General features: G+C 74.2%; 21 protein-coding genes. 9 read left to right on the forward strand and 12 right to left on the reverse strand.

Annotated elements, in window-relative coordinates:
- The first annotated feature begins 43 nt into the window (after positions 1-43).
- Positions 44-715 (forward strand): HNH endonuclease family protein, encoded by a 672-nt coding sequence (locus ACQUFX_RS08785; RefSeq protein WP_428965520.1) that lies wholly within the window; start codon positions 44-46, stop codon positions 713-715.
- 48 nt (positions 716-763) lie between these two features.
- Here the strand turns inward: ACQUFX_RS08785 and ACQUFX_RS08790 are convergent, their stop codons facing one another.
- Positions 764-1,561, reverse strand: coding sequence for an SAM-dependent methyltransferase (locus ACQUFX_RS08790; RefSeq protein WP_428965521.1), 798 nt, complete (start codon positions 1,559-1,561; stop codon positions 764-766).
- A 686-nt stretch (positions 1,562-2,247) separates the two neighbouring features.
- Between ACQUFX_RS08790 and ACQUFX_RS08795 the strand changes: the two genes are divergently transcribed.
- Both ACQUFX_RS08795 and ACQUFX_RS08800 read left to right on the forward strand, forming a co-directional pair.
- Positions 2,248-3,117: a PAC2 family protein gene (locus ACQUFX_RS08795; protein WP_067372944.1), complete on the forward strand. Its 870-nt coding sequence runs from the start codon at positions 2,248-2,250 to the stop codon at positions 3,115-3,117.
- A 127-nt stretch (positions 3,118-3,244) separates the two neighbouring features.
- On the forward strand, positions 3,245-4,036 hold the full coding sequence (locus ACQUFX_RS08800) for a GntR family transcriptional regulator (RefSeq protein ID WP_428966905.1): 792 nt from the start codon (positions 3,245-3,247) through the stop codon (positions 4,034-4,036).
- A gap of 177 nt (positions 4,037-4,213) precedes the next feature.
- Here ACQUFX_RS08800 and mshC read toward each other — a convergent pair whose 3' ends face one another.
- From mshC to ACQUFX_RS08830, 6 genes are all read right to left on the reverse strand, one after another.
- Positions 4,214-5,452 (reverse strand): cysteine--1-D-myo-inosityl 2-amino-2-deoxy-alpha-D-glucopyranoside ligase, encoded by a 1,239-nt coding sequence (gene mshC / locus ACQUFX_RS08805; RefSeq protein ID WP_428965522.1) that lies wholly within the window; start codon positions 5,450-5,452, stop codon positions 4,214-4,216.
- A gap of 104 nt (positions 5,453-5,556) precedes the next feature.
- Complete coding sequence (locus ACQUFX_RS08810; protein WP_428965523.1) at positions 5,557-6,375, reverse strand: SCO1664 family protein; 819 nt, start codon at positions 6,373-6,375, stop codon at positions 5,557-5,559.
- Positions 6,372-6,950 (reverse strand): DUF3090 domain-containing protein, encoded by a 579-nt coding sequence (locus ACQUFX_RS08815; RefSeq protein ID WP_067372963.1) that lies wholly within the window; start codon positions 6,948-6,950, stop codon positions 6,372-6,374. The genes ACQUFX_RS08810 and ACQUFX_RS08815 overlap by 4 nt, the downstream gene beginning before the upstream one ends.
- Positions 6,951-7,080: 130 nt before the next feature.
- Positions 7,081-7,785, reverse strand: a complete 705-nt coding sequence (locus ACQUFX_RS08820) for an MSMEG_4193 family putative phosphomutase (protein WP_428965524.1) — start codon at positions 7,783-7,785, stop codon at positions 7,081-7,083.
- A gap of 89 nt (positions 7,786-7,874) precedes the next feature.
- Positions 7,875-8,711 carry an undecaprenyl-diphosphate phosphatase gene (locus tag ACQUFX_RS08825; RefSeq protein WP_428965525.1) on the reverse strand — a complete coding sequence of 279 codons (837 nt, stop codon included), beginning with the start codon at positions 8,709-8,711 and terminating at the stop codon, positions 7,875-7,877.
- A complete protein-coding gene (locus ACQUFX_RS08830; protein WP_428965526.1) occupies positions 8,708-9,760 on the reverse strand; it encodes an LLM class F420-dependent oxidoreductase in 1,053 nt (350 codons plus the stop codon). Before ACQUFX_RS08830 ends, ACQUFX_RS08825 begins: the two co-directional genes overlap by 4 nt.
- A gap of 221 nt (positions 9,761-9,981) precedes the next feature.
- On the opposite strand from ACQUFX_RS08830, the gene ACQUFX_RS08835 reads away from it, so the two are divergent.
- From ACQUFX_RS08835 to ACQUFX_RS08845, 3 genes are all read left to right on the forward strand, one after another.
- Positions 9,982-10,953 carry an aldo/keto reductase gene (locus ACQUFX_RS08835; protein WP_428965527.1) on the forward strand — a complete coding sequence of 324 codons (972 nt, stop codon included), beginning with the start codon at positions 9,982-9,984 and terminating at the stop codon, positions 10,951-10,953.
- Between the two features lie 224 nt (positions 10,954-11,177).
- Positions 11,178-11,585: a hypothetical protein gene (locus tag ACQUFX_RS08840; protein ID WP_428965528.1), complete on the forward strand. Its 408-nt coding sequence runs from the start codon at positions 11,178-11,180 to the stop codon at positions 11,583-11,585.
- Between the two features lie 89 nt (positions 11,586-11,674).
- Positions 11,675-11,866 carry a DUF5703 family protein gene (locus ACQUFX_RS08845; RefSeq protein ID WP_053655860.1) on the forward strand — a complete coding sequence of 64 codons (192 nt, stop codon included), beginning with the start codon at positions 11,675-11,677 and terminating at the stop codon, positions 11,864-11,866.
- 144 nt (positions 11,867-12,010) lie between these two features.
- Here ACQUFX_RS08845 and ACQUFX_RS08850 read toward each other — a convergent pair whose 3' ends face one another.
- Together ACQUFX_RS08850 and ACQUFX_RS08855 are read right to left on the reverse strand one after the other, a co-directional pair.
- Positions 12,011-12,664, reverse strand: a complete 654-nt coding sequence (locus tag ACQUFX_RS08850) for a hypothetical protein (RefSeq protein ID WP_428965529.1) — start codon at positions 12,662-12,664, stop codon at positions 12,011-12,013.
- Positions 12,665-12,726: 62 nt separating this feature from the next.
- The gene (locus ACQUFX_RS08855; protein WP_428965530.1) at positions 12,727-14,055 is read right to left on the reverse strand and encodes a M20/M25/M40 family metallo-hydrolase; all 1,329 of its coding nucleotides are present in this window, start codon (positions 14,053-14,055) and stop codon (positions 12,727-12,729) included.
- Between the two features lie 83 nt (positions 14,056-14,138).
- Here ACQUFX_RS08855 and ACQUFX_RS08860 point away from each other — a divergent pair, with 83 nt between their 5' ends.
- From ACQUFX_RS08860 to ACQUFX_RS08870, 3 genes are all read left to right on the forward strand, one after another.
- Positions 14,139-14,729, forward strand: a complete 591-nt coding sequence (locus ACQUFX_RS08860; RefSeq protein ID WP_428965531.1) for a hemerythrin domain-containing protein — start codon at positions 14,139-14,141, stop codon at positions 14,727-14,729.
- Positions 14,730-14,848: 119 nt separating this feature from the next.
- Positions 14,849-15,862: a LysR family transcriptional regulator gene (locus ACQUFX_RS08865; protein ID WP_428965532.1), complete on the forward strand. Its 1,014-nt coding sequence runs from the start codon at positions 14,849-14,851 to the stop codon at positions 15,860-15,862.
- Positions 15,863-15,881: 19 nt separating this feature from the next.
- On the forward strand, positions 15,882-16,118 hold the full coding sequence (locus ACQUFX_RS08870) for a hypothetical protein (RefSeq protein ID WP_428965533.1): 237 nt from the start codon (positions 15,882-15,884) through the stop codon (positions 16,116-16,118).
- A gap of 81 nt (positions 16,119-16,199) precedes the next feature.
- Here ACQUFX_RS08870 and ACQUFX_RS08875 read toward each other — a convergent pair whose 3' ends face one another.
- The 3 genes from ACQUFX_RS08875 to ACQUFX_RS08885 are packed head-to-tail and all read right to left on the reverse strand — an operon-like array spanning position 16,200 to position 19,277.
- Positions 16,200-16,550, reverse strand: coding sequence for a DUF3140 domain-containing protein (locus ACQUFX_RS08875; RefSeq protein ID WP_067373614.1), 351 nt, complete (start codon positions 16,548-16,550; stop codon positions 16,200-16,202).
- Positions 16,550-16,717 carry a hypothetical protein gene (locus ACQUFX_RS08880; protein ID WP_428965534.1) on the reverse strand — a complete coding sequence of 56 codons (168 nt, stop codon included), beginning with the start codon at positions 16,715-16,717 and terminating at the stop codon, positions 16,550-16,552. Before ACQUFX_RS08880 ends, ACQUFX_RS08875 begins: the two co-directional genes overlap by 1 nt.
- Positions 16,718-16,730: 13 nt before the next feature.
- A complete protein-coding gene (locus tag ACQUFX_RS08885; RefSeq protein WP_428965535.1) occupies positions 16,731-19,277 on the reverse strand; it encodes an ATP-dependent Clp protease ATP-binding subunit in 2,547 nt (848 codons plus the stop codon).
- Positions 19,278-19,360 lie beyond the last annotated feature (83 nt).

Here is a 19,360-nt window from a genome sequence, read left to right on the forward strand (position 1 = left end):
AGGCCAGGCACAACCGCCTCCCACCTGGACGGACGGAGCATCCATGTCCCGTACGCTGCGCGCCCTCGCGACCACCTTCGCCGCGACCACGGCCGCCGTCGTGGCCGCCACCCTCGGCCTCGCCCACCCCGCCGGGGCCGCCGGCTACTCCGCTCCCCTGCGGACCGCCGTGGCCAGCCTGCCGGTCGCCACCGAGATCCGCACCGGCTACAGCCGTGACCTGTTCCCGCACTGGATCGACGCCGACCGGGACGGCTGCAACACCCGCTACGAGGTGCTGATCGCCGAGGCCGTCACCGCGCCCACCGTCTCCGGGACCTGCACCCTCACCGGCGGCCGGTGGTACTCCTACTTCGACAACGCCTACTGGACCCAGCCCAGCGACGTCGACATCGACCACCTGGTCCCGCTCGCCGAGGCCTGGGACTCCGGCGCCCGCAGTTGGGCCACCAGCCGCCGCCAGGCCTTCGCCAACGACCTCGGCGACGCCCGGGCCCTGGCCGCCGTGACCGACAACGTCAACCAGGCCAAGGGCGACCAGGACCCGGCCACCTGGATGCCGCCGTACACCTCGGCCCGCTGCCGGTACGTCAACGAGTGGGTGGCCACCAAGATCCGCTGGCGGCTCACCGTCGACACCGCCGAGAAGAACGCGCTGACCAGCTACGCGAACTCCTGCTCCAACGTCACCATCTCGGTCACGTACGCCTTCTGACCCGCCGGCCGACGCCGCGGGCCGGACCACCCGGCCCGCGGCCACCGGTCAGGGCTTGCGGGCCACGGCCCCGTACGCGTCGATCGACTCGGCCGCCGGGTCCTCCGGACGCCAGCGGGTGATCGGCACCAGCCCCGGCTCCACCATCGTCAGGCCCGCGAAACAGCCGGCGAGGTCGTCGGGGCTGCGCAGGACGTACGGCACCCCGCCGCTCTGCACCAGCCGGTCGGCGCCCTCGGCCACCGCCACGCTGGTGTCCGTGCCGTCCCAGAGCACCAGGTGGCTGCCGGGGACGGTCGCCGCCATCACCCGCCCCACGATGGAACGCACCACCGCCAGGTCCGGCTCGTAGCCCAGCACCCCCATGAACATCACCGCCACCGGCTCCCGGAAGTCCAGCGTCCGGGCCGCCTCGGCGAGGATCCGCTCCGGATCGTGGTAGTCGGCGTGCACGTAGGTGGTCACCCCCTCCGGGGTGGCGCTGACCAGCAGGGCACGGGCGTGCACCAGCACCATCGGGTCGTTGTCGACGTACACCACCCGGGACTGCGGCGCGGTCTCCTGCGCCACCTCGTGGGTGTTCTGCATGGTCGGCAACCCCGTCCCGACGTCCAGGAACTGCCGGATGCCCGCCTCGGCGGCCAGGTGACGCACGGCCCGGATGAGGAACCGCCGGGACTGGCGCGCCATCACCACGATCTCCGGGTACACCTCCGCGACCGCCGCCCCGGCGGCCCGGTCGGACTGGAAGTTGTCCTTGCCGCCCATCCAGTAGTTCCAGATCCGCGCCGCGTGCGGCACCTCGGGCTGGACCTTCGCGGCGAGGTCGGCATCCAGGTCGGTCACGGGCGGACTCCTCTGCGGGACGAGCGGTACGGCTGCGGGGCAATCGTCGGACGTCCACCTCGTCGGACGTCCACCGACACGGTGAACAGACCGGGAATGGTAACCCGCACACCGGTCCCGGCTCTGTCCCCAGGGGACACCGGCTCCCGGACCGGCCGCCGGGCGCGCGGTCCGGCCCGTCACCGGTCCGGGTCGGGTCGGGATTCCGGGACGGGAGCCCGTCGTCGAGAAGCGCCCCGGCCCGGGAACCGGTTCCATCGACCGCAGCCGGCACGCCTGCTGGCCGGGGCGCGGCGGGCCGGGGCCCGGAAGCACCTGGGCCGGGCCGGAGGCACCCGGGCCGGGCCGGAGGCACCCGGGCCGGGCCGGAGGCACCCGGGCCGGGAGCAGGTGAACGGCCTGCGCCGGGCGCTCGGCCGCCCGTGACCAGCGGCCGTCAGTCGTCACTGCCGCCCCGTGACCAGCGGCCGTCGGGCGGCTCCGCCCGCCCCGGATGACGCCGACGTCTGTTTCGTACCCCTATGTCCTGGGCCCTCCCGGGCGGGCCGGCGCGGCCGACGGGCCGCATCCCACGCCGACACGTAGGCTACGGACGTGAAGGACAACAGGGACACCACCGCGCCCGGCGGGCGGACGGCCGGGCGGCGGCCGGGTTCCGGCCCCGACGATCAGGGTGAGGTGACGGCATGACCGAGTTCGACGGGCTGCCGGTGCTCCGGTCCCCGGTGGCCATCGCCGCCTTCGAGGGGTGGAACGACGCCGCCGACGCCTCGACCGCCGCGGTGGAGCACCTGGAACAGGTGTGGCAGGCCCGGCAGGTCACCGAACTGGACCCGGAGGACTTCTACGACTTCCAGGTGAGCCGGCCGACCATCTCGATGGCGGCGGGCGAGACCCGGCAGGTGCAGTGGCCGACCACCCGGTTCATGGTGGCCAGCCCCAAGGGCACCGAACGGGACGTGGTCCTGATCCGGGGCATCGAGCCGAGCATGCGCTGGCGCACCTTCTGTGAGCAGGTCCTGGAGATCTGCCACAGCCTGGAGGTGGAACGGGTGGTCCTGCTCGGCGCGCTGCTGGCCGACGTGCCGTACACCCGGCCCCTGCCGATCAGCGGCAGCGCCTCCGACGCCGAGGCCGCCCAGCGCTACCAGCTCACCCCCACCCGGTACGACGGGCCGACCGGGATCGTCGGGGTGCTGCACGACGCCTGCGCCCGCGCCGAGGTGGACGCGGTGTCGTTCTGGGTGCACGTGCCGCACTACGCCAACAACCCGCCCTGCCCCAAGGCCACCCTGGCGTTGCTGCACCGGGTCGAGGAGGTGCTCGACCTGCCGGTGCCCATGGCCGACCTGGCCGAGGAGGCCGCCGAGTGGGAGCAGCGGGTGCGCAGCGCGGCCGAGCAGGACGCCGAACTCGGCGAGTACGTCCGGGAGTTGGAGGAGCGGGTCGGCGACGCCGGGATCACCCCGCTGACCGGGGACGAGATCGCCCAGGAGTTCGAGAAGTACCTGCGCCGCCGGGGCGGCTCCGCCGGCCCGACCGCCGGCTCCTGGTAGGCCCGCTCCCCCGCCCCGCGCAGTGACGGGCCCCGGTGTTCCCGGGGCCCGTTTTCGCGTGTCCGGGGTGGCGCGGTCACCCCGTCTACGGCATCCTAGGAACCTAGCCGTGATCGTGGAGGTGGGGATGCAGATCAATCCGGGAGCGGCCGAGTTCCCGCACCGGCAGATCGCCACGCAGCTCAAGGCCCAGGTGCGCCGGGGTGACTGGGCGCCGGGCGAACGGCTGCCGTCCATCCCGGCCATCGCCGAGATGTTCGGGGTGGCCAAGCAGACCGTGCAGCGCGCCGTCGACCAGTTACGGGTCGAGGGAATCCTGATCACCAAACCCGGCTCCGGTACGTACGTGCGGGGCACCCGGCGCCGGCTCAACCGGCTCTCCCGGGGCCGGTACGGCGGCTTCCGGGGCTACCACACCGACCTCGCCGCCCGGTACCGGCAGCACCTCGTCTCGGTCGGCCGCTCCCCCGCCCCGCCCGAGGTGGCCGACGCGTTCGGTGTCCCCGACGGCACCGACCTGCTCTGCCGCCGGCACCTGGTCCGCACCGAGGACTCCCCGGTCGAGGTGGGCGCCTCCTGGTTCCTGCCCGCCGACACCGCCGGCACCCCGCTGGAGCGCGCCGAGGCGTTCGGCCGCCCGCTGTACCAGGAGGCGGAGGAGGCCACCGGCCGACGGTACGTCACCGCCACCGACACCATCACCGCCCGCCAGCCCAGCCGGGAGGAGGCCGAGACCCTCCAGATCCGCCCGGACACCCCGGTGCTGCACCTGCTGCACGTCGCCTACGACGAGCGACGCAAGCCCGTCGAGGTCGCCCAGGCCACCTGGCCCGGCCCGATGACCACCCTGACCGAGGAGTACAAGATCCCCGCCCCCACCCCCGACCCGGACCCCGACCCCGGCCTCGTCCTCGGCTGACCCCCCGCCCTCCCCCACGCCCCCGCCCCCGTTCACGGCGATCTTGCAGTTCCCGCCCCGCCATAACGGGACAAAGAACCTGAACCACCGGCCCACAGTGCAAGATCGCGCGAGGAGGGCGGGCGGGGGCAGGATGACGCGGGGACGGAGCACCCCGGGTACGCCACCCAGACCGGTTCAGAGGTGGATGCCGAGGAGGGCGTCGGTGGTGGCGGCGAAGAGGGCGGGGGCGGCCGGGTCGTCGGCGGCGCCGGCGAGGACCCGGTCGGCGAACTCGTCGGCGAGCCGCAGCGCGCCGGGCGAGTCGAGGTCGTCGGCGAGGCGCTCGCGTACCCCGGTGAGCATCGCCATGCCGGACGGGCCGGCGGGCGCGGCGGCGGCCCGCCGCCAGCGGGCCAGCCGCTCCTGCGCGGTGGCGAGCAGCTCGTCGGTCCAGGACCGGTCGGCCCGGTAGTGCCCGGCGAGCAGGGACAGCCGGACCGCCATCGGGTCGACCCGGTCGGCGCGCAGCCGGGAGACGAAGACCAGGTTCCCCTTGGACTTGGACATCTTCTCGCCGTCGAGGCCGATCATGCCGGCGTGCACGTAGTGACCGGCGAAGGGGGTCACCCCGGTCAGCCGTTCGGCGTGCGCGGCGGAGCACTCGTGGTGCGGGAAGATCAGGTCGTTGCCGCCGCCCTGCACGTCGATCCGGTCGCCGAGCAGGTTCAGCGCGATGACCGTGCACTCGATGTGCCAGCCGGGCCGGCCCGCGCCCAGCTCGCCGCCGGGCCAGGAGGGCTCGTCGGGGCGGGTGCCGCGCCACAGCAGCGGGTCGAGCGGGTCCCGCTTGCCGGCCCGGAGCGGGTCACCGCCCCGCTCCGGGAAGATCTCCAGCATCTCGGCCCGGGACAGGTTGGACTCGTACCCGAACCGGGGCGCGGCGGCGAGGTCGAAGTAGACATCGCCGGTGCCGTCCTCCAGCCGGTACGCCGCACCGTCCTTGAGCAGCGTCAGCACCCGGTCGGCGATGTCCGGGATCGACTCGACCGCGCCGACGTAGTGCGCCGGCGGGATCATCCGCAGCGCCTCCATGTCCTCCCGGAACAGCGCGGTCTCCCGCATCGCGAGGACCTTCCAGTCCTCGCCGTCGCGCTCCGCCCGCTCCAGCAGCGGGTCGTCGATGTCGGTGACGTTCTGCACGTAGCGCACGGAGTGCCCGGCGTCACGCCAGAACCGCTGCACGAGATCGAAGGCGATCATCGTGGCGGCGTGTCCCAGGTGGGTGGCGTCGTACGGGGTGATGCCGCAGACGTACATCGTCGCGGTGCCCTCGGGTGTGCTCGGGTGGACGCCCTGCCGCGCCGAGTCGAACAACGCCAGCGGCCCGCCCCGGCCCGGCAGTCGTGGCACCTCGTGTCCCGCCCAAGACTCCATGACCGTCAGCCTAACGAGCCGTACGACACCGGGGACCCACCGTGGGGGTGATCAACGCGACAACGACTCGCGTCCCGGGGCGACGGCGCAGCGCGGCGCGGACGTCAGATCGGCGGCCAGGGCATGGCCGGCCAGTCCTGCGGGGGCAGCGGGAACCGGCCGGTGTCGCGGAGCCGCTCGATCCGCCCGCCGAGCGCGCCGATCTCGCCGATGGTGAGGTGCGCGGCCAACTCCTCGCCGAGGTCACCGGCGAGGAGGAAGGCGAGCTGGTCGAGGGCCTCGACGGCGTCGGGGGGCAGCTCCCTGCCGGCCCACCCCCACAGCACGGTGCGCAGTTTCGGCTCGACGTGGAAGCTGACGCCGTGGTCCACGCCGTAGAGCCGGTCGTCGGGCCCGGCCAGCACATGCCCGCCCTTGCGGTCGGCGTTGTTGATCACCGCGTCGAGGACCGCCAACCGGGCCAGCCGGGGGTCGTCGGCGTGCGCCAGGGCGTACGGCGTGCCGTCCTCGTCGCGGGCGGCGGCGACGGGGAACCAGCGCGGCGGCACCGCGTCCGCCGGCACGAACCCGACCAGCGGATCGGCGTCGGTGGGCTCGTCGATCCAGAGCTGGCAGGAGCCGGGGCCGAGCGGACCGTCCCGCAGCACCGTCGGGGGGACCAGGTCCCAGCCGACGCCCTCGGAGACCAGGTACGCGGCGACCTCCCGGTCGGCCAGGGTGCCGTCGGGGAAGTCCCACAGCGGCCGTTCCCCGCGCACCGGCTTGTAGACGCAGCGGGCGCGTACCCCGTCGAGGGTGAGCACGGCGCGCAGCGTGGTGTTGGAGGCGTCGACCAGCCGCCCCTCCAGGTCGAGATCGCCGTCGTGGAGCAGGCGCAGCGCGGCGGCACCGTCCTGGAGGGGGTGCAGCTCCGACGAGGTCACCGGTGGTAGCCGTTGTGCCGCGGGCAGAGGTGACCGGCGGGGTCGAGCGGTTGGCCGCAGAGCGGGCAGGGCGGTCGGCCGGCGTTGACCACCCGCCGGGCCCGTTCGATGAACTCGCGGGTCGCCTCGGGGGTCAGCCGGACCCGGAGCCGGTCGAGGTCCTCGTCCGGCTCCTCGTCCTCGTCGTCGGTGTCGGTCTCGTCGTCGCCCAACTCGACCTCGGCCTCCGCCTCGCCGGCGGCGATCGCCTCGATGACGACGGTCGCGGTGTCCACGTCGAAGGCCAGCCCGAGGGTGCCGACCCGGAACTCCTCGTCGACCGGGGTGTCCAGCGGGTCGTTGTCGCCGGTGGAGACGGCCGCCTCGGGCAGTTGCACCCCGAAGCGGCGCTGCGCCTCGGTGAGCAACTCCTCCAGCTTCTCCGCGAGCAGGGAGACCTGGACCTTCTCCAGCGCGACGCTGACCAGCCGGCCACCGCCGCGCGCCTGGAGGAAGAACGTGCGCTCCCCGGGCGGCCCGACGGTCCCGGCGACGAACCGCTCCGGCGGCTCGAAGGCGTGCACCTGGTGGGTCATACCCACGACCCTATCCGGCGCGTCGGGACCCCGCGTACCCCACCAAGGCAGAATCGCCCCACCTGGGCAGCGGCGGGCCGACGGGCCCGGCGCCGCCCGGGGTGACCCGCCGCCGGGCGCGGTCGCCTGGTCACCGGGCGGCCCCCGCTCCCCCGCCGACGGCGGCGTCGGAGTCCGCCGGGCGGGCCGGCCGGCGACGCCGCTTGCGCGGCGGCGGGACCAGGGCGGTCAGCTCCCCGCCGGTGTCGTTGAGGCGGACCAGGAACGGCCGCAGCGGGGTGTAGCGGATCGCGGTGACCGAGGCCGGGTCGGCGACGATCCGCTGGAACAGGTCCAGGTGCAGGCCGAGCGCGTCCGCGACGATGGCCTTGATCACATCGCCGTGGCTGCACGCCAGCCAGAGCGCCTCGGGGCCGTGCTCGGCGGTGACCCGGGCGTCCCAGGAGCGCACCGCCGCGACGGCACGGGCGGCCATCGCCGCCATCGCCTCCCCCTGCGGGAAGACCGCGGCGCTGGGGTGCTGCTGGACCACCGGCCAGAGCGGCTCCTTGGCCAGCGCCTTCAGCGGCTGCCCCTCCCAGGTGCCGTACCCGCACTCGATCAGGCCGTCCTCGACCAGCGGGGTGACCTCCGGCACCGCCAGCTCCAGGGTCTGCCGGCAGCGCACCAGCGGGCTGCTGACCACGGCGGCCAGCGGGATGCCGCGCAGCCGCTGACCCACCGCGGCGGCCTGGGCCCGACCGGTCTCGTCCAGTTCGACCGGCTGCCGGCCGGCCAGCCCGCCGTCGGCGTTGGCCGTCGTCCGGCCGTGTCGCAAGAGCAGAAGGGTCGCCACACGACCACCCTAGTTCGGCCCCGCCCACCTGAGTCGGTGGGCCGGCGGCGGCCCCGCCACCGGTGCCGGTGACGGGGCCGGGGGACGACTCAGGTGGCGGAGATGGTGCCGGTCATCAGCAGGGCCAGGACCAGGGTGCCGACGGCCACCCGGTAGAGCACGAAGACGTACAGGGTGTGGTGCGCCACGTAGCGCAGCAGCCAGGCGATGGCCGCGTACCCGACGGCGAAGGCGACCACGGTGGCCACCACCATCTGGGCCACGGAGGGGGCGGAGGTGCCGGGAGCGGCCGGGGCGAAGACGTCCGGGATGCTGAACACCCCGGACATCACCACCGCCGGGATGGCCAGCAGGAAGGAGTACCGGGCGGCGGTCTCCCGGGTGAGGTTGAGGAAGAGCCCGGCGGTGAGGGTGGCCCCGGACCGGGACACCCCGGGGATCAGCGCCATCGCCTGGGCCAGGCCCATCACCACGCCGTCGCGCATCCGGAAGTTGGTGAGGGTCCGGGTCTGCCGCCCCCAGTACTCGGCGAAGGCCAGCACGAAGGCGAAGACGATCAGGGTGGTGGCGACCACCCACAGGTTCCGGGCGGTCTCCCGGATCTGGTCCTTGAACAGGAAGCCGAGCAGCCCGATCGGGATCGAGCCGACGATGACGTACCAGCCCATCCGGTAGTCCAGGCTGCTGCGCACCGAGGAGTCCCAGATCCCCACGACCCAGGTCCGGCCGATCCGCCAGATGTCCTTGGCGAAGTAGAGCAGCACCGCCGCCTCGGTGCCGAGCTGGGTGACGGCGGTGAACGACGCCCCGGCGTCCTGGTCGAAGAAGATCGCGGAGGTGATGCGCAGGTGCCCCGAGGAGCTGACCGGCAGGAACTCGGTGAGCCCCTGCACGATGCCCAGGACGATGGCCTCGATCCAGCTCACTCGCCGACTCCGGACATCTCGAGGGCCTCGGCGGCGGCGCGCAGGGTCCGCACGCCGCTGTCCCGGTCGGCCGCGAAGAGGGTCACCGACAGGGTGGTCACCCCGGCCTCGGCGTACTCACGCATCCGCTCGGCGATCCGTTCGGTCGGCCCGAGCAGCGAGGTGCGGTCGATGAACTCCAGCGGCACGGCGGCGGCGGCGTCACGCTGCCGCTTGTCCAGGTAGAGGTCCTGCACCTCGCGGGCGGCGTCGCCGTAACCCATCCGGGTGGCGAGCTGGTTGTAGAAGTTCTGCTGCCGGCTGCCCATGCCGCCGACGTAGAGCGCGGCGTACCAGCGGACCAGTTCGGCGCAGGCGGCCACGTCGTCGCCGACCACCACGGGCACCGAGGGCACCACGTCGAAGCCGGCCAGGTCCTTGCCGGCCTTCACCCGGCCGGCCCGCACCGAGGCGAGCTGCTCCGCGGCGAACTCGGGGGCGTAGAAGACCGCCAGCCAGCCGTCGGCGATCTCCCCGGCCAGTTCCAGGTTCTTCGGCCCGACGGCGGCCAGGTAGACGGGAATGTGCTCCCGTGGGGGGTGGAAGCCCAGGCGCAGGGCCTTGCCGGGCCCGTCGGGCAGCGGCAGGGTGTAGTGCGCGCCGTCGTACGCGACGGGTTTGCGGGCCACCGCCAGCCGGACGATGTCGACGTACTCCCGGGTGCGGGCCAGGGGCTTGGCGAAACGGACACCGTGCCAGCCCTCGGAGACCTGCGGCCCGGAGACGCCCAGGCCGAGCCGGAACCGGCCGCCGGAGAGCGCGTCGATGGTCGCCGCGGTCATCGCGGTCATCGCCGGGGTCCGGGCCGGGATCTGCATCACCGCGCTGCCCAGGTCGATCCGTTCGGTCTGGCCGGCCATCCAGGCGAGCATGCTCGGCGAGTCGGAGCCGTACGCCTCCGCCGCCCACACCACCGAGTAGCCGAGCCGGTCCGCCTCCTGAGCCAGCGCCAGGTGATCGGCGGGTGTGCTCCACGCCGTCTGGTATCCGAGGCTGAGCCCGAGTCGCACTGGTCCTCCCCCATTCGCACCACAGAGTCGCATCAGGTTACGCAATCCCGACAGTGGCGCCGATCACCGCCTCACCCTGTCCGAACCCAACGCGCTGACCTGCGTAAACGCGGCACGTGTCGGGTGAGCCGGCCGACGGGGAGCCAGATCATCTGGCGGCACGGCAGAGATGACGGGAGCGAGGATATCGGTGACGCCCCTGGTGCAAATAAGGTTCACCCATGCAACAGCGACCGCTCGGCCGAAGCGGGCTGGCGGTTTCCCGGCTCGCGCTCGGCACCATGACCTGGGGCCGGGACACCGACGCCGACGACGCTGCCGCCCAACTGAAGAGTTACCTGGACGCCGGGGGCAACCTGGTCGACACCGCCGACGTGTACGCCGACGGCGACGCCGAGTCGGTGATCGGCTCGCTGCTGGGCGGTCTGGTCCCCCGCGACGAGCTGCTGATCGCCACCAAGGCGGGGCTGCGCCCCGGCAACGGGCGGCGCCGGGACGGCTCCCGGGGGCACCTGCTGCGCACCCTCGACGCCTCGCTGCGTCGGCTGGGCACCGACTACGTCGACCTGTGGCAGGTGCACGGGTACGACCCGGACACCCCGCTGGAGGAGACCCTGGCGGCGCTGGACCACGCGGTGGCCAGCGGTCGGGTCCGGTACGTCGGGGTGTCGAACTTCTCCGGCTGGCAGACCGCCCGCGCCGCCGCCTGGCAGACCGCCTGGCCGGGGCGGGCCCCGGTGGTCGCCGCGCAGGTGGAGTACTCCCTGCTGGAGCGGGGCGTGGAGCGGGAGGTGCTGCCGGCCTGCGCCGCGCTGGGCCTGGGGGTGCTGCCCTGGTCCCCGCTGGGTCGGGGGGTGCTGACCGGCAAGTACCGGCACGGGCGGCCGGCGGACTCCCGGGCCGCCTCGGCGCACTTCGAGCGCTTCGTCGCCACCTACCTGGAGCCGCGCTGCTCCAGCATCGTGGAGGCGGTGGCCACCGCGGCCGGCGGGCTCGGGGTGTCGCCGCTGGAGGTGGCGCTGGCCTGGATCCGGGACCGGCCGGGGGTGACCGCGCCGATCCTCGGGGCGCGGACGGTGGGGCAGTTGCTCGGCGCGCTCCAGGTGGAGCGGATGACCCTGCCGGCGGAGATCACCACCGCCCTGGACGACGTGTCCGCGGTCCCGGTGGGCTACCCGGAGCGCGACGGCTGAGCCACCGGCGGCGGGCCGGACGGGGGTGGGGAGCCGCCCGTGGCGCGCCGGTCCGCACCGGCCCGACGGGTACGATCCACCGGCCGCCACCTGCGGCCGAGGCCACACCGGGACGGGTCGCGACGGAGAAGGACAGGACCGATGACCGATCCAGCATCCGCGTTCGACAGGCGTACCGGCCGCCCCGGGGTGGGCCCCGCCGGCCGGTGGGGTCGGCCCGCCCGGTGGGCGCGCCGGCACTGCGGGTGGCCGACGTGACGGCGCCGGACTGGGCGGAGGCCGCCGCGCGGCTGCACGAGGCGCTGCGCCGCTGTGCCCGGGACACCGACCTGGAGTTGGCGGCCGGCGACCGTCGGCTGCACCTGATGGTCCGGCGGGCCACCGTCCGGGGGGTGTGCCCGGCCTACGACGAGCGACGCCTGGCCGAGCTGGGCTGGCAGGCGCCCGACGGGCGGGGCGGATGGTGGTACCAGACCCGGCGCGCCCCGGAGGAGCTGCGCTGGTGGAGCGGGTTCGCCGCGCGCACCGCCGCGGCGGTGCTCACCGACGACCCGGCCGGCTTCTCCTGCGCGGTGCTGCCGCCGACCGGCCCGAGGGTCCGGCCCGAGCCGACGATGCCCCGGCGGCGCTGAGGCCGCCGGCGCTGGTGGCGTGCGCCGGGCGGCGCGGGTCACCCACCAACGGGTGGCGCACGGCCGTCGGGGTGGGCAGCATAGGGCACATGGATTACGAGTACGCGCCGCTGCGGCTGCCGCCGAACGTCGACCGGTTGACCGCCGCGGCGCAGTTGGCGATCCAGGCGGAGTTCTCCGGGTGGGAGTTGGCCCGGGTCCGGCTGTTCCGCGACGGTACGCGGCAGGTGGTCCTGCGGCGCCGGCGGGTGAACCAGCCGCAGCCCGGCCTGTCGTACTGACCGGGCCCGGCACAGGCCGGGCGGCCCGGACGGCGGTGGGCGCGCTGCCCGACCGGTGGCCGGTGGGTGTCGCGCGCCCACGTCGCCGACCGGGGTGGCCGTGGTCCGGCCCGGCGCCGGGTGGCGGCGCCGGGCCGGCGGCGGTCACCGGGCCTGGCCGACCTCGTCGGCCTCGACGAAGGGGTGCTCGTCGAGGCGGCCGATCAGCCGGTCGTCGCCGGTCGGCTGGAACGGGCCGACCGGGTCGTCGTCGTCGAACGCCTCCAGGTCGACGGGGCTGGCGACCTCGCTGACCATCACCACCCCGTCGAGCGGTTCCAGCTCGGGCACGTCGAGGGCGCTGAGCGAGCCGTCCCCGCTCTGCAGCAGCTCCAGCACCGCCTCGCCGACACCCTCCACCGGCGCCGGCTCGTCCTCCTCCGGGGTGCCCTCCCGGCGGGCCGCCTCGGCCGCCCGGATCAGCGCCGCGACGCTGGGCACCCGGTAGTCGCGGCGCTGGCGCACCGAGATCACCCGGGGGTGGGGGTCGTCGGCGTCGGCGAGCGCGCCGGCCCCGCCGAACCGCTCGTCGGCCTCGTCGGGGTCGATCGACTCCACGTCCCAGGGAGTGACCTCGCCGTACGCGGCCAGCAGCCGCTGGTCGTAGTCGGACGACGCGTTGTTCAGCTCGACATACGCCTGCCAGACGTCGTCGTCGTCGATCCGGCCGTCGCCGGCCCGGACGGCGGCCAGGTGGGTGCGAGCGGACTCGATCACCCGTTCCAGGGCAGCCTCCAGCTCACCGTGCTGGTCGGTCATGTGCCAGTCCCTTTCGCATTCGGGGGGTCGCGGGCGCCCGGGGAACCGTCCCCGGGACGCGGTCAGCAGCTACGGAGGAAGCGGTCGAGCACCCGCACGCCGAACTGTAGCCCGTCCACCGGTACCCGCTCGTCGATGCCGTGGAACAGGGCGGAGAAGTTCAGGTCCGCCGGCAGTCGCAGCGGGGCGAACCCGAAGCAGCGCATGCCCAGGCGGGCGAAGGCCTTGGCGTCGGTGCCGCCGGAGAGCATGTACGGCACCGGACGGGCCCCCGGGTCCTCGGCGCGCAGCGCCGCGGACATCGCCGCGACCAGGGGCCCGTCGAAGGTGGTCTCCAGGGCCGGCTGCCGCTGGACGTACTCGATGTCGATGTCCGGGCCGACCAGGTCGCGGAGCTGCCGCTCCAGCAGTTCCGACTGCCCGGGCAGGCTGCGGCAGTCGATGGTGGCGGTGGCCCGGCCGGGGATGACGTTGTCCTTGTAGCCGGCGGCCAGCCGGGTCGGGTTGGCGGTGCTGCGGATGGTCGCGCCGATGATGTTGGCGATCGGGCCGAGCTTGGCGATCGCGGTCTCCGGGTCCTCGGGGTCGATCTCGATGCCGAGCACGTCGGAGACCTCCTCCAGGAAGGCCCGCACGGTCGGCGTGACGGTGATCGGGAACCGGTGCCGTCCGATCCGGGCGACGGCCTCGGCGAGCGCGGTGACGGCGTTGTCGTCGTGCACGAACGAGCCGTGCCCGGGGCGGCCCTTGGCGTGCAGCCGCAGCCAGTCCAGGCCCTTCTCGGCGGTCTCGATCAGGTAGAGCCGGGTCGCCTCGTTGACCGAGTACGAGAAACCGCCGACCTCGCCGACGGCCTCGGTGCAGCCGTCGAAGAGCCCCCGGTGCCGCTCGGCCAGGAAGTGCGCGCCGTAGTCGCTGCCGGCCTCCTCGTCGGCGGTGAAGGCGAGCACGATGTCGCGGGGCGGCCGGACGCCGGTGCGCTGCCAGTGCCGGACCACCGCCAGCACCATCGCGTCGAAGTCCTTCATGTCGATCGCGCCCCGGCCCCACAGGTACCCGTCGCGCAGCTCGCCGGAGAACGGGTGCACCGACCACTCGGCGGCGTCGGCCGGGACCACGTCGAGGTGCCCGTGCACCAGCAGGGCGCCCCGGCCCGGGTCGGTGCCGGGGATGCGGGCGACCAGGTTGGCCCGGCCCGGTGCCGACTCGTGGATCTCGGTGGCCACCCCCACCTCGGCCAGCTTCTCCGCCACGTACTCGGCCGCCGCGCGTTCCCCGGCGCTGGTGGCGGTGTCGCCGGTGTTGGTGGTGTCGATCCGCAGCAGGTCCCGGCAGAGGTCGACCACCTCGTCGGTGGGGGCGGGCGGGGCGGAGGCGGGGTCGCTCGTCATCGCTTCCTTATACCAGCCGGCGGTGGACCCGCCCGGTTTGGTGGTCGACCCGGCCGGGTACCGGCGGCGGCGAGGAGGTCACCGTGACCGTTCACCTGCCACCACTGCCCCCCGTTCCCGGCGACGGGTACCGCCCGGCCGGGCGCAGTCTGGTCGACATCATCGAGGCCGAACACCGTGAGCTGCTGGAGCTGGCCGGCGAGGCGACAGCGCAGGGCACGCCCCCGCCGCGCCGCCGGGAGGTCCTGGACGTGTTCACCGCCGTCCTGGCCCGCCACCTCTCCGGCGAGGAGCAGTACCTCTTCCCCGCCGCCCGGCAGGCGGTGCCCGGGGCCGGAGAGCGGATCGACCGGGCGATCGCCGGCGACGCCGGGCTGCTCGCCGCCGCGCGGGACCTGCCCGACGGCGGGTTGCCCGCGGTGGTCGAGCAGTTGCGCCGGCACGTCGAGGGGGTCGACGCGCTGCTGGGCCCGCTGCGGGCGGCGGCCAGCGAGGAGGAGTTGATCCGGCTGGGCAACCGGCTGGAGATCGCCGAGGAGGCGGCGCCGACCCGACCGCACCCGGGAAATCCGCACACCCCGCCGTGGAACCGGATCGTCGACCCGGCCGTCGGAGTGGTGGACAAGGTGCGTGACGCGGTGAGTGGACGGCACACCCACCGCTCCGACTTGTGACCCACCTCGAATCGATATCAGACGATACGTCACGAGCTGCACCTTCTCCCGCTCCACTAGAAGTTACCGCTCGGTTACGGGACTTTTCGCCGGTCCGTCGTGGTCATAACGTCACCATCATGAATCTGGAGTTGCGTCACCTGAAGGTGGTCTGCGCGATCGCGGAGACGGGGAGCGTGACCAAGGCGGCCTCCACTCTCGGCCTCGCCCAACCGGCACTCACCGCCCAGCTCCAGCGCATCGAACGCACCCTGGGCGGGCCGCTGTTCGAGCGGGACCGGCGCGGGGCACGGCCGACCGCGCTCGGCGAACTGGTGCTCGCCCGGGCCCGGGTGCTGCTGCCGGCGATGAAGGGGCTGCAGGACGAGGCGGCCCGGCTGGCCGGGTCGGTGGACACCCCACGCCGGTACCGGTTCGGCGGGGTGAACAGCCCGATCCTCGGCCGGCTGGTGCACCGGCTCGCCGCCGAGCAGCCCCAGGCGCAGATCACCACGTACGCCTCGTGGTCGGTCGACGAGTTGGCCCACCTGGTGGCCAACGGGCGGCTCGACTACGCGCTGACCGGGGTCTGCGGCGACTCCACCCCGTCGGCGGAGTTCGGGCTGAGCTGGCGGGAGGTGGCCGTCGACCCGGTCGTCGTGCTGCTGCCCGAGCAGCACCCGCTGGCCGGGCGGGACGAGGTGAGCCTGGTGGAGCTGCGCCGGGAGCAGTGGGTGGCCGCGCCGGGCGACGGCTGCTTCGGCGACTGCTTCGCCGCCGCCTGCGCCCGCGCCGGCTTCACCCCGCGCAAGGTGTACGAGACCGACGTGCGGGGCAGCATGGACCTGGTCGAGGCCGGGGAGGCGGTGGCGTTGTGCCAGGCCACCTTCCGCCCGGTCGCCGGACTGGTGACCCGGCGGCTGGCCGGCGCGCCGCTGCGCTGGCGGCTGATGCTGGGCTGGCACCCGGAGGCTCCCGCCGCCGGCTTCGCCGACCTGGTGCTGGAGACCGCCGTGGCGGCGTACACCGACTCGCTGTCCCCGCACCCGGACTACCTGGCCTGGCTGGCGGAGAACCCCGACTTCGGGCTCCGGGGGCGGGCGATCCCGCCGGGCCCGGTCGACGATGCCGTCGACGGGGTGCGAACCGCGTGAGCGTGGGTATCTCGCGGGCATGACCGACCTGTACCCGCCCGCCGACGACCGGGAGGACGTCCGCCGGACGGCCGCCGCGCACACCGCCGCCTCACGGGACGTCGAGGCGTTCCTGCGCCGGCTGCCCGAGGCGCCCGGCGCGGCCGACGTCGCCGAGTACGCCGCCCTGGTGGCCCGGGAGGAGCTGCTGCGCATGGAGCGGCAGGCCGCCGCCGACACGGCCGGGCTCACCCTGCCCAGCCTCGACCAGCCCTGACCGGCACCACCGACGCCCGGAACCCGGCGAGGGCACGGCCGCACCGGTGCGCGCCACAGGGCGCACCGGTGCGGCCGTGCCTCAGCGGACGGCCAGCGGGTCGTGGCCGAGGTCGAGCAGGGCGTGCCGCCAGCCGTCGTCGGCGTTGCCGCCGGCGGGGCGGGACCGGGTCAGGTCGTCGATGCGGTCCACGGCCCGGCGCATCACCTCGATGTCGTCCGGCGTCAGGTCCACCTTGCGCTTGCGCAGCACGGCGAGGATCTGCCGACCGGGCTCGGGCAGGTCCAGGTCCGGGTTCGGCCCGAACGCCTCCTCCCCCGAGCCCCGGGTGAGCAACCACTGCCGCAACTGCTCGGACGGCATGTTCACCCGGGCGTGGAAGTCCTCCCAGAGCAGCTCCACGTCCGCGTCGAGTCGCGCCTCGCGTGCCATCATGTCTCCTCTCCGGGCACCGGCCCGGACTCCGCCGGGCCGCCCTCGCCGGCCAGCGCCCCCGGGCCTTCGGGCGGCACCTGGACCCGGGACGGGTTCGCGGTGGGCGGGGCCGCGATCGGCTCCACCCGGTCGGTGGATTCGTCCCGCTCCTCGGGGTCGGTCACCGGTGCGCTCCGCTCATCGGGGGTGGGTGGTGGTGGCCGTGACGTGACCTCCGGCGGAGACCCGGATGTCGAGCGCGGCGTCCCGGACGTCCACGGTCACCGTCTGCCCCGGGGACAGGGAGCCGTCCAGCAGCATCCGGGACAGCCGGTTGTCCATCTCCCGCTGGATCACCCGGCGCAGCGGGCGGGCCCCGAACTCGGGCTGGTACCCGTGCTCGGCGAGCCAGTCGACGCCGGCCGTGGTGACCTCGATGGTGATGTCCTGGGCGTGCAGCCGGCGCCGGGTCTCCTCCAGCATCAGCTCGGTGATCTGCCGGAGCTGCTCGGCCTCCAGCCGACGGAAGATGATCACCTCGTCGATCCGGTTGAGGAACTCCGGGCGGAAGTTCTCCTGCAACCGGCGCATCAACCGCTCCCGCAGCTCGTCGCTCTCCCGGTCGCTGCCCGGCTCCCCGGCGCCGAAGCCGACCGCCCGTTGGGTACCGGTGATCAGCTCCGAACCCAGGTTGCTGGTCATGATCAGGACGGTGTTCTTGAAGTTGACCGTGCGGCCCTGGCTGTCGGTGAGCCGCCCGTCGTCGAGCACCTGGAGCAGGATGTTGAACACGTCCGGGTGGGCCTTCTCGATCTCGTCGAGCAGCACCACCGCGTACGGGCGGCGGCGCACCGCCTCGGTGAGCTGACCGGCCTCCTCGTACCCGACGTAGCCGGGCGGGGCGCCGACCAGGCGGCTGACCGTGTGCCGTTCCTGGAACTCGCTCATGTCCACCCGGACCATCCGGTCCGCCTCGCCGAAGAGCGCCTCGGCCAGGGCACGGGCCAGTTCGGTCTTGCCCACGCCGGTCGGGCCGAGGAACAGGAAACTGCCCATCGGCCGGTTCGGGTCGGCCAGGCCGGTCCGGGACCGGCGGACCGCCTCGGCGACCGCGCCGACCGCGTCGTCCTGGCCCACCACCTTCTCGTGCAGGTGGCCCTCCAGGCGCAGCAGCCGGTCCCGCTCCTCCTCGGTGAGCTGGGCGACCGGGATGCCGGTGGCCCGGGAGACCACCTCGGCGATCTCCTGCGGACCGACCTCGGGCACCTGCGGGGAGTCCTCCTCGCCCCGGACCCGCCGGATCTGCTCCTGCACCTCGGCGAGGCGGTCGCGCAACGTCGACGCCCGCTCGTACTGCTCGTCGGCGACCGCCTGCTCCTTGTCCCGGCGGACCTCGTCGAGCTGCTGCTCCAACTCCCGCACGTCCGAGGCGGGGGTACGGGTGCGCAGCCGGACCCGGGCGCCGGCCTGGTCGATCAGGTCGATCGCCTTGTCCGGCAGGAACCGGTCGGTGACGTACCGGTCGGAGAGTTCGGCGGCGGCGACCAGCGCCTCGTCGGTGAACCGCACCTGGTGGTGCGCCTCGTACCGGTCGCGCAGGCCGCGCAGGATGCTCACGGTGTCCTCGACGCCCGGCTCGGGGACCAGCACCGGCTGGAACCGGCGGGCCAGCGCGGCGTCCTTCTCGATGCTGCGCCGGAACTCGTCGAGCGTGGTCGCCCCGATCACCCGCAGCTCGCCCCGGGCCAGGGCCGGCTTGAGCATGTTGGACGCGTCCATCCCACCCTCGCTGCCGGCCCCGCCCGCGCCGACCAGGGTGTGGATCTCGTCCAGGAAGATGATCAGTTCCTCCCGGTGGGCGCGGATCTCCTCGATCACCTTCTTCAGCCGTTCCTCGAAGTCGCCCCGGTACCGGGTACCGGCCACCAGGCCGGCCAGGTCGAGCTGGATGACCCGCTTGTTGAGCAGGGTCTGCGGCACGTCGCCGTCGCAGATCCGCTCGGCCAGCCCCTCCACGATGGCGGTCTTGCCGACCCCGGCCTCCCCGATGAGCACCGGGTTGTTCTTGGTCCGCCGGGACAGGATCTCCACCGCCTGCTCGATCTCGTCGGCCCGGCCGATCACCGGGTCGATCTGGTCGTTGCGGGCCAGGTCGGTGAGGTCCTGGCCGTACTGGTCGAGGGTGGGGGTGCCCCGGTCGGGCCGCGGGCCGGTGGTCGCCCCCCGCTCGGCGCTGGCCGCCTGCAACGACTCGGGTTGGATCCGGCCGGCCGACAGCATCCGCCCGGCCGGCGACTCCGGGTTGAGCGGCAGCGCCATCAGGATGTGCTCGGGGCCGATGTAGTTCGCCCCCATCGCCCGGGAGAGCTGGTGGGCGTCGAGCAGCGCCCGCTTCGCCGCCGGGGTGAGCGACAGGTTCGGCGGCACCTCCCCCCGGGGCGCCCCGTCGCCCTGCCCGCCGAGCGCGTTGACCAGCGCGTCCGGGTCGGCCCCGGCGCGGTGCACCAGGTCGCGCAGGGCCTCGCGCTGCAACGCCGCCCAGAGCAGGTGGTCGGTGTCCAGGTCGGTGCTCTGCCGCTGGGCGGCCCGGCGGGCCGCGTCGGCCAGCATCTCCCGGGCGTCGGCGGTCATCAGCCGGGTGATGTCGACCCGGTGTGCCGGCCGGCGTCCGCCCTCACCCCGCCCGAAGTAGCGGGCCAGGAACTCGTCCCACGGGTCGGAGCCGAAGTCACCGGGTCCCAACATGTGCGTCCTCCGAGGTCGAAGCCAGGGTCGACACGCAGGGCTACCCGGCCCTCGGGCCGGCAAACGCCCCGCAGGTGGCACCC

This window comes from Micromonospora fluostatini, assembly GCF_050410825.1.
Taxonomy (GTDB): domain Bacteria; phylum Actinomycetota; class Actinomycetes; order Mycobacteriales; family Micromonosporaceae; genus Micromonospora; species Micromonospora rosaria.

Excerpts from the sequence above, each read along its gene's own strand:
- ACQUFX_RS08785 (WP_428965520.1), top strand. The coding sequence starts at position 44 with ATGTCCCGTACGCTGCGCGCCCTCGCGACCACCTTCGCCGCGACCACG.
- ACQUFX_RS08795 (WP_067372944.1), top strand. The coding sequence starts at position 2,248 with ATGACCGAGTTCGACGGGCTGCCGGTGCTCCGGTCCCCGGTGGCCATC.
- ACQUFX_RS08800 (WP_428966905.1), top strand. The coding sequence starts at position 3,245 with ATGCAGATCAATCCGGGAGCGGCCGAGTTCCCGCACCGGCAGATCGCC.
- mshC (WP_428965522.1), bottom strand. The coding sequence starts at position 5,452 with ATGGAGTCTTGGGCGGGACACGAGGTGCCACGACTGCCGGGCCGGGGC.
- ACQUFX_RS08815 (WP_067372963.1), bottom strand. The coding sequence starts at position 6,950 with ATGACCCACCAGGTGCACGCCTTCGAGCCGCCGGAGCGGTTCGTCGCC.
- ACQUFX_RS08835 (WP_428965527.1), top strand. The coding sequence starts at position 9,982 with ATGCAACAGCGACCGCTCGGCCGAAGCGGGCTGGCGGTTTCCCGGCTC.
- ACQUFX_RS08845 (WP_053655860.1), top strand. The coding sequence starts at position 11,675 with ATGGATTACGAGTACGCGCCGCTGCGGCTGCCGCCGAACGTCGACCGG.
- ACQUFX_RS08850 (WP_428965529.1), bottom strand. The coding sequence starts at position 12,664 with ATGACCGACCAGCACGGTGAGCTGGAGGCTGCCCTGGAACGGGTGATC.
- ACQUFX_RS08855 (WP_428965530.1), bottom strand. The coding sequence starts at position 14,055 with ATGACGAGCGACCCCGCCTCCGCCCCGCCCGCCCCCACCGACGAGGTG.
- ACQUFX_RS08865 (WP_428965532.1), top strand. The coding sequence starts at position 14,849 with ATGAATCTGGAGTTGCGTCACCTGAAGGTGGTCTGCGCGATCGCGGAG.
- ACQUFX_RS08870 (WP_428965533.1), top strand. The coding sequence starts at position 15,882 with ATGACCGACCTGTACCCGCCCGCCGACGACCGGGAGGACGTCCGCCGG.
- ACQUFX_RS08875 (WP_067373614.1), bottom strand. The coding sequence starts at position 16,550 with ATGGCACGCGAGGCGCGACTCGACGCGGACGTGGAGCTGCTCTGGGAG.
- ACQUFX_RS08885 (WP_428965535.1), bottom strand. The coding sequence starts at position 19,277 with ATGTTGGGACCCGGTGACTTCGGCTCCGACCCGTGGGACGAGTTCCTG.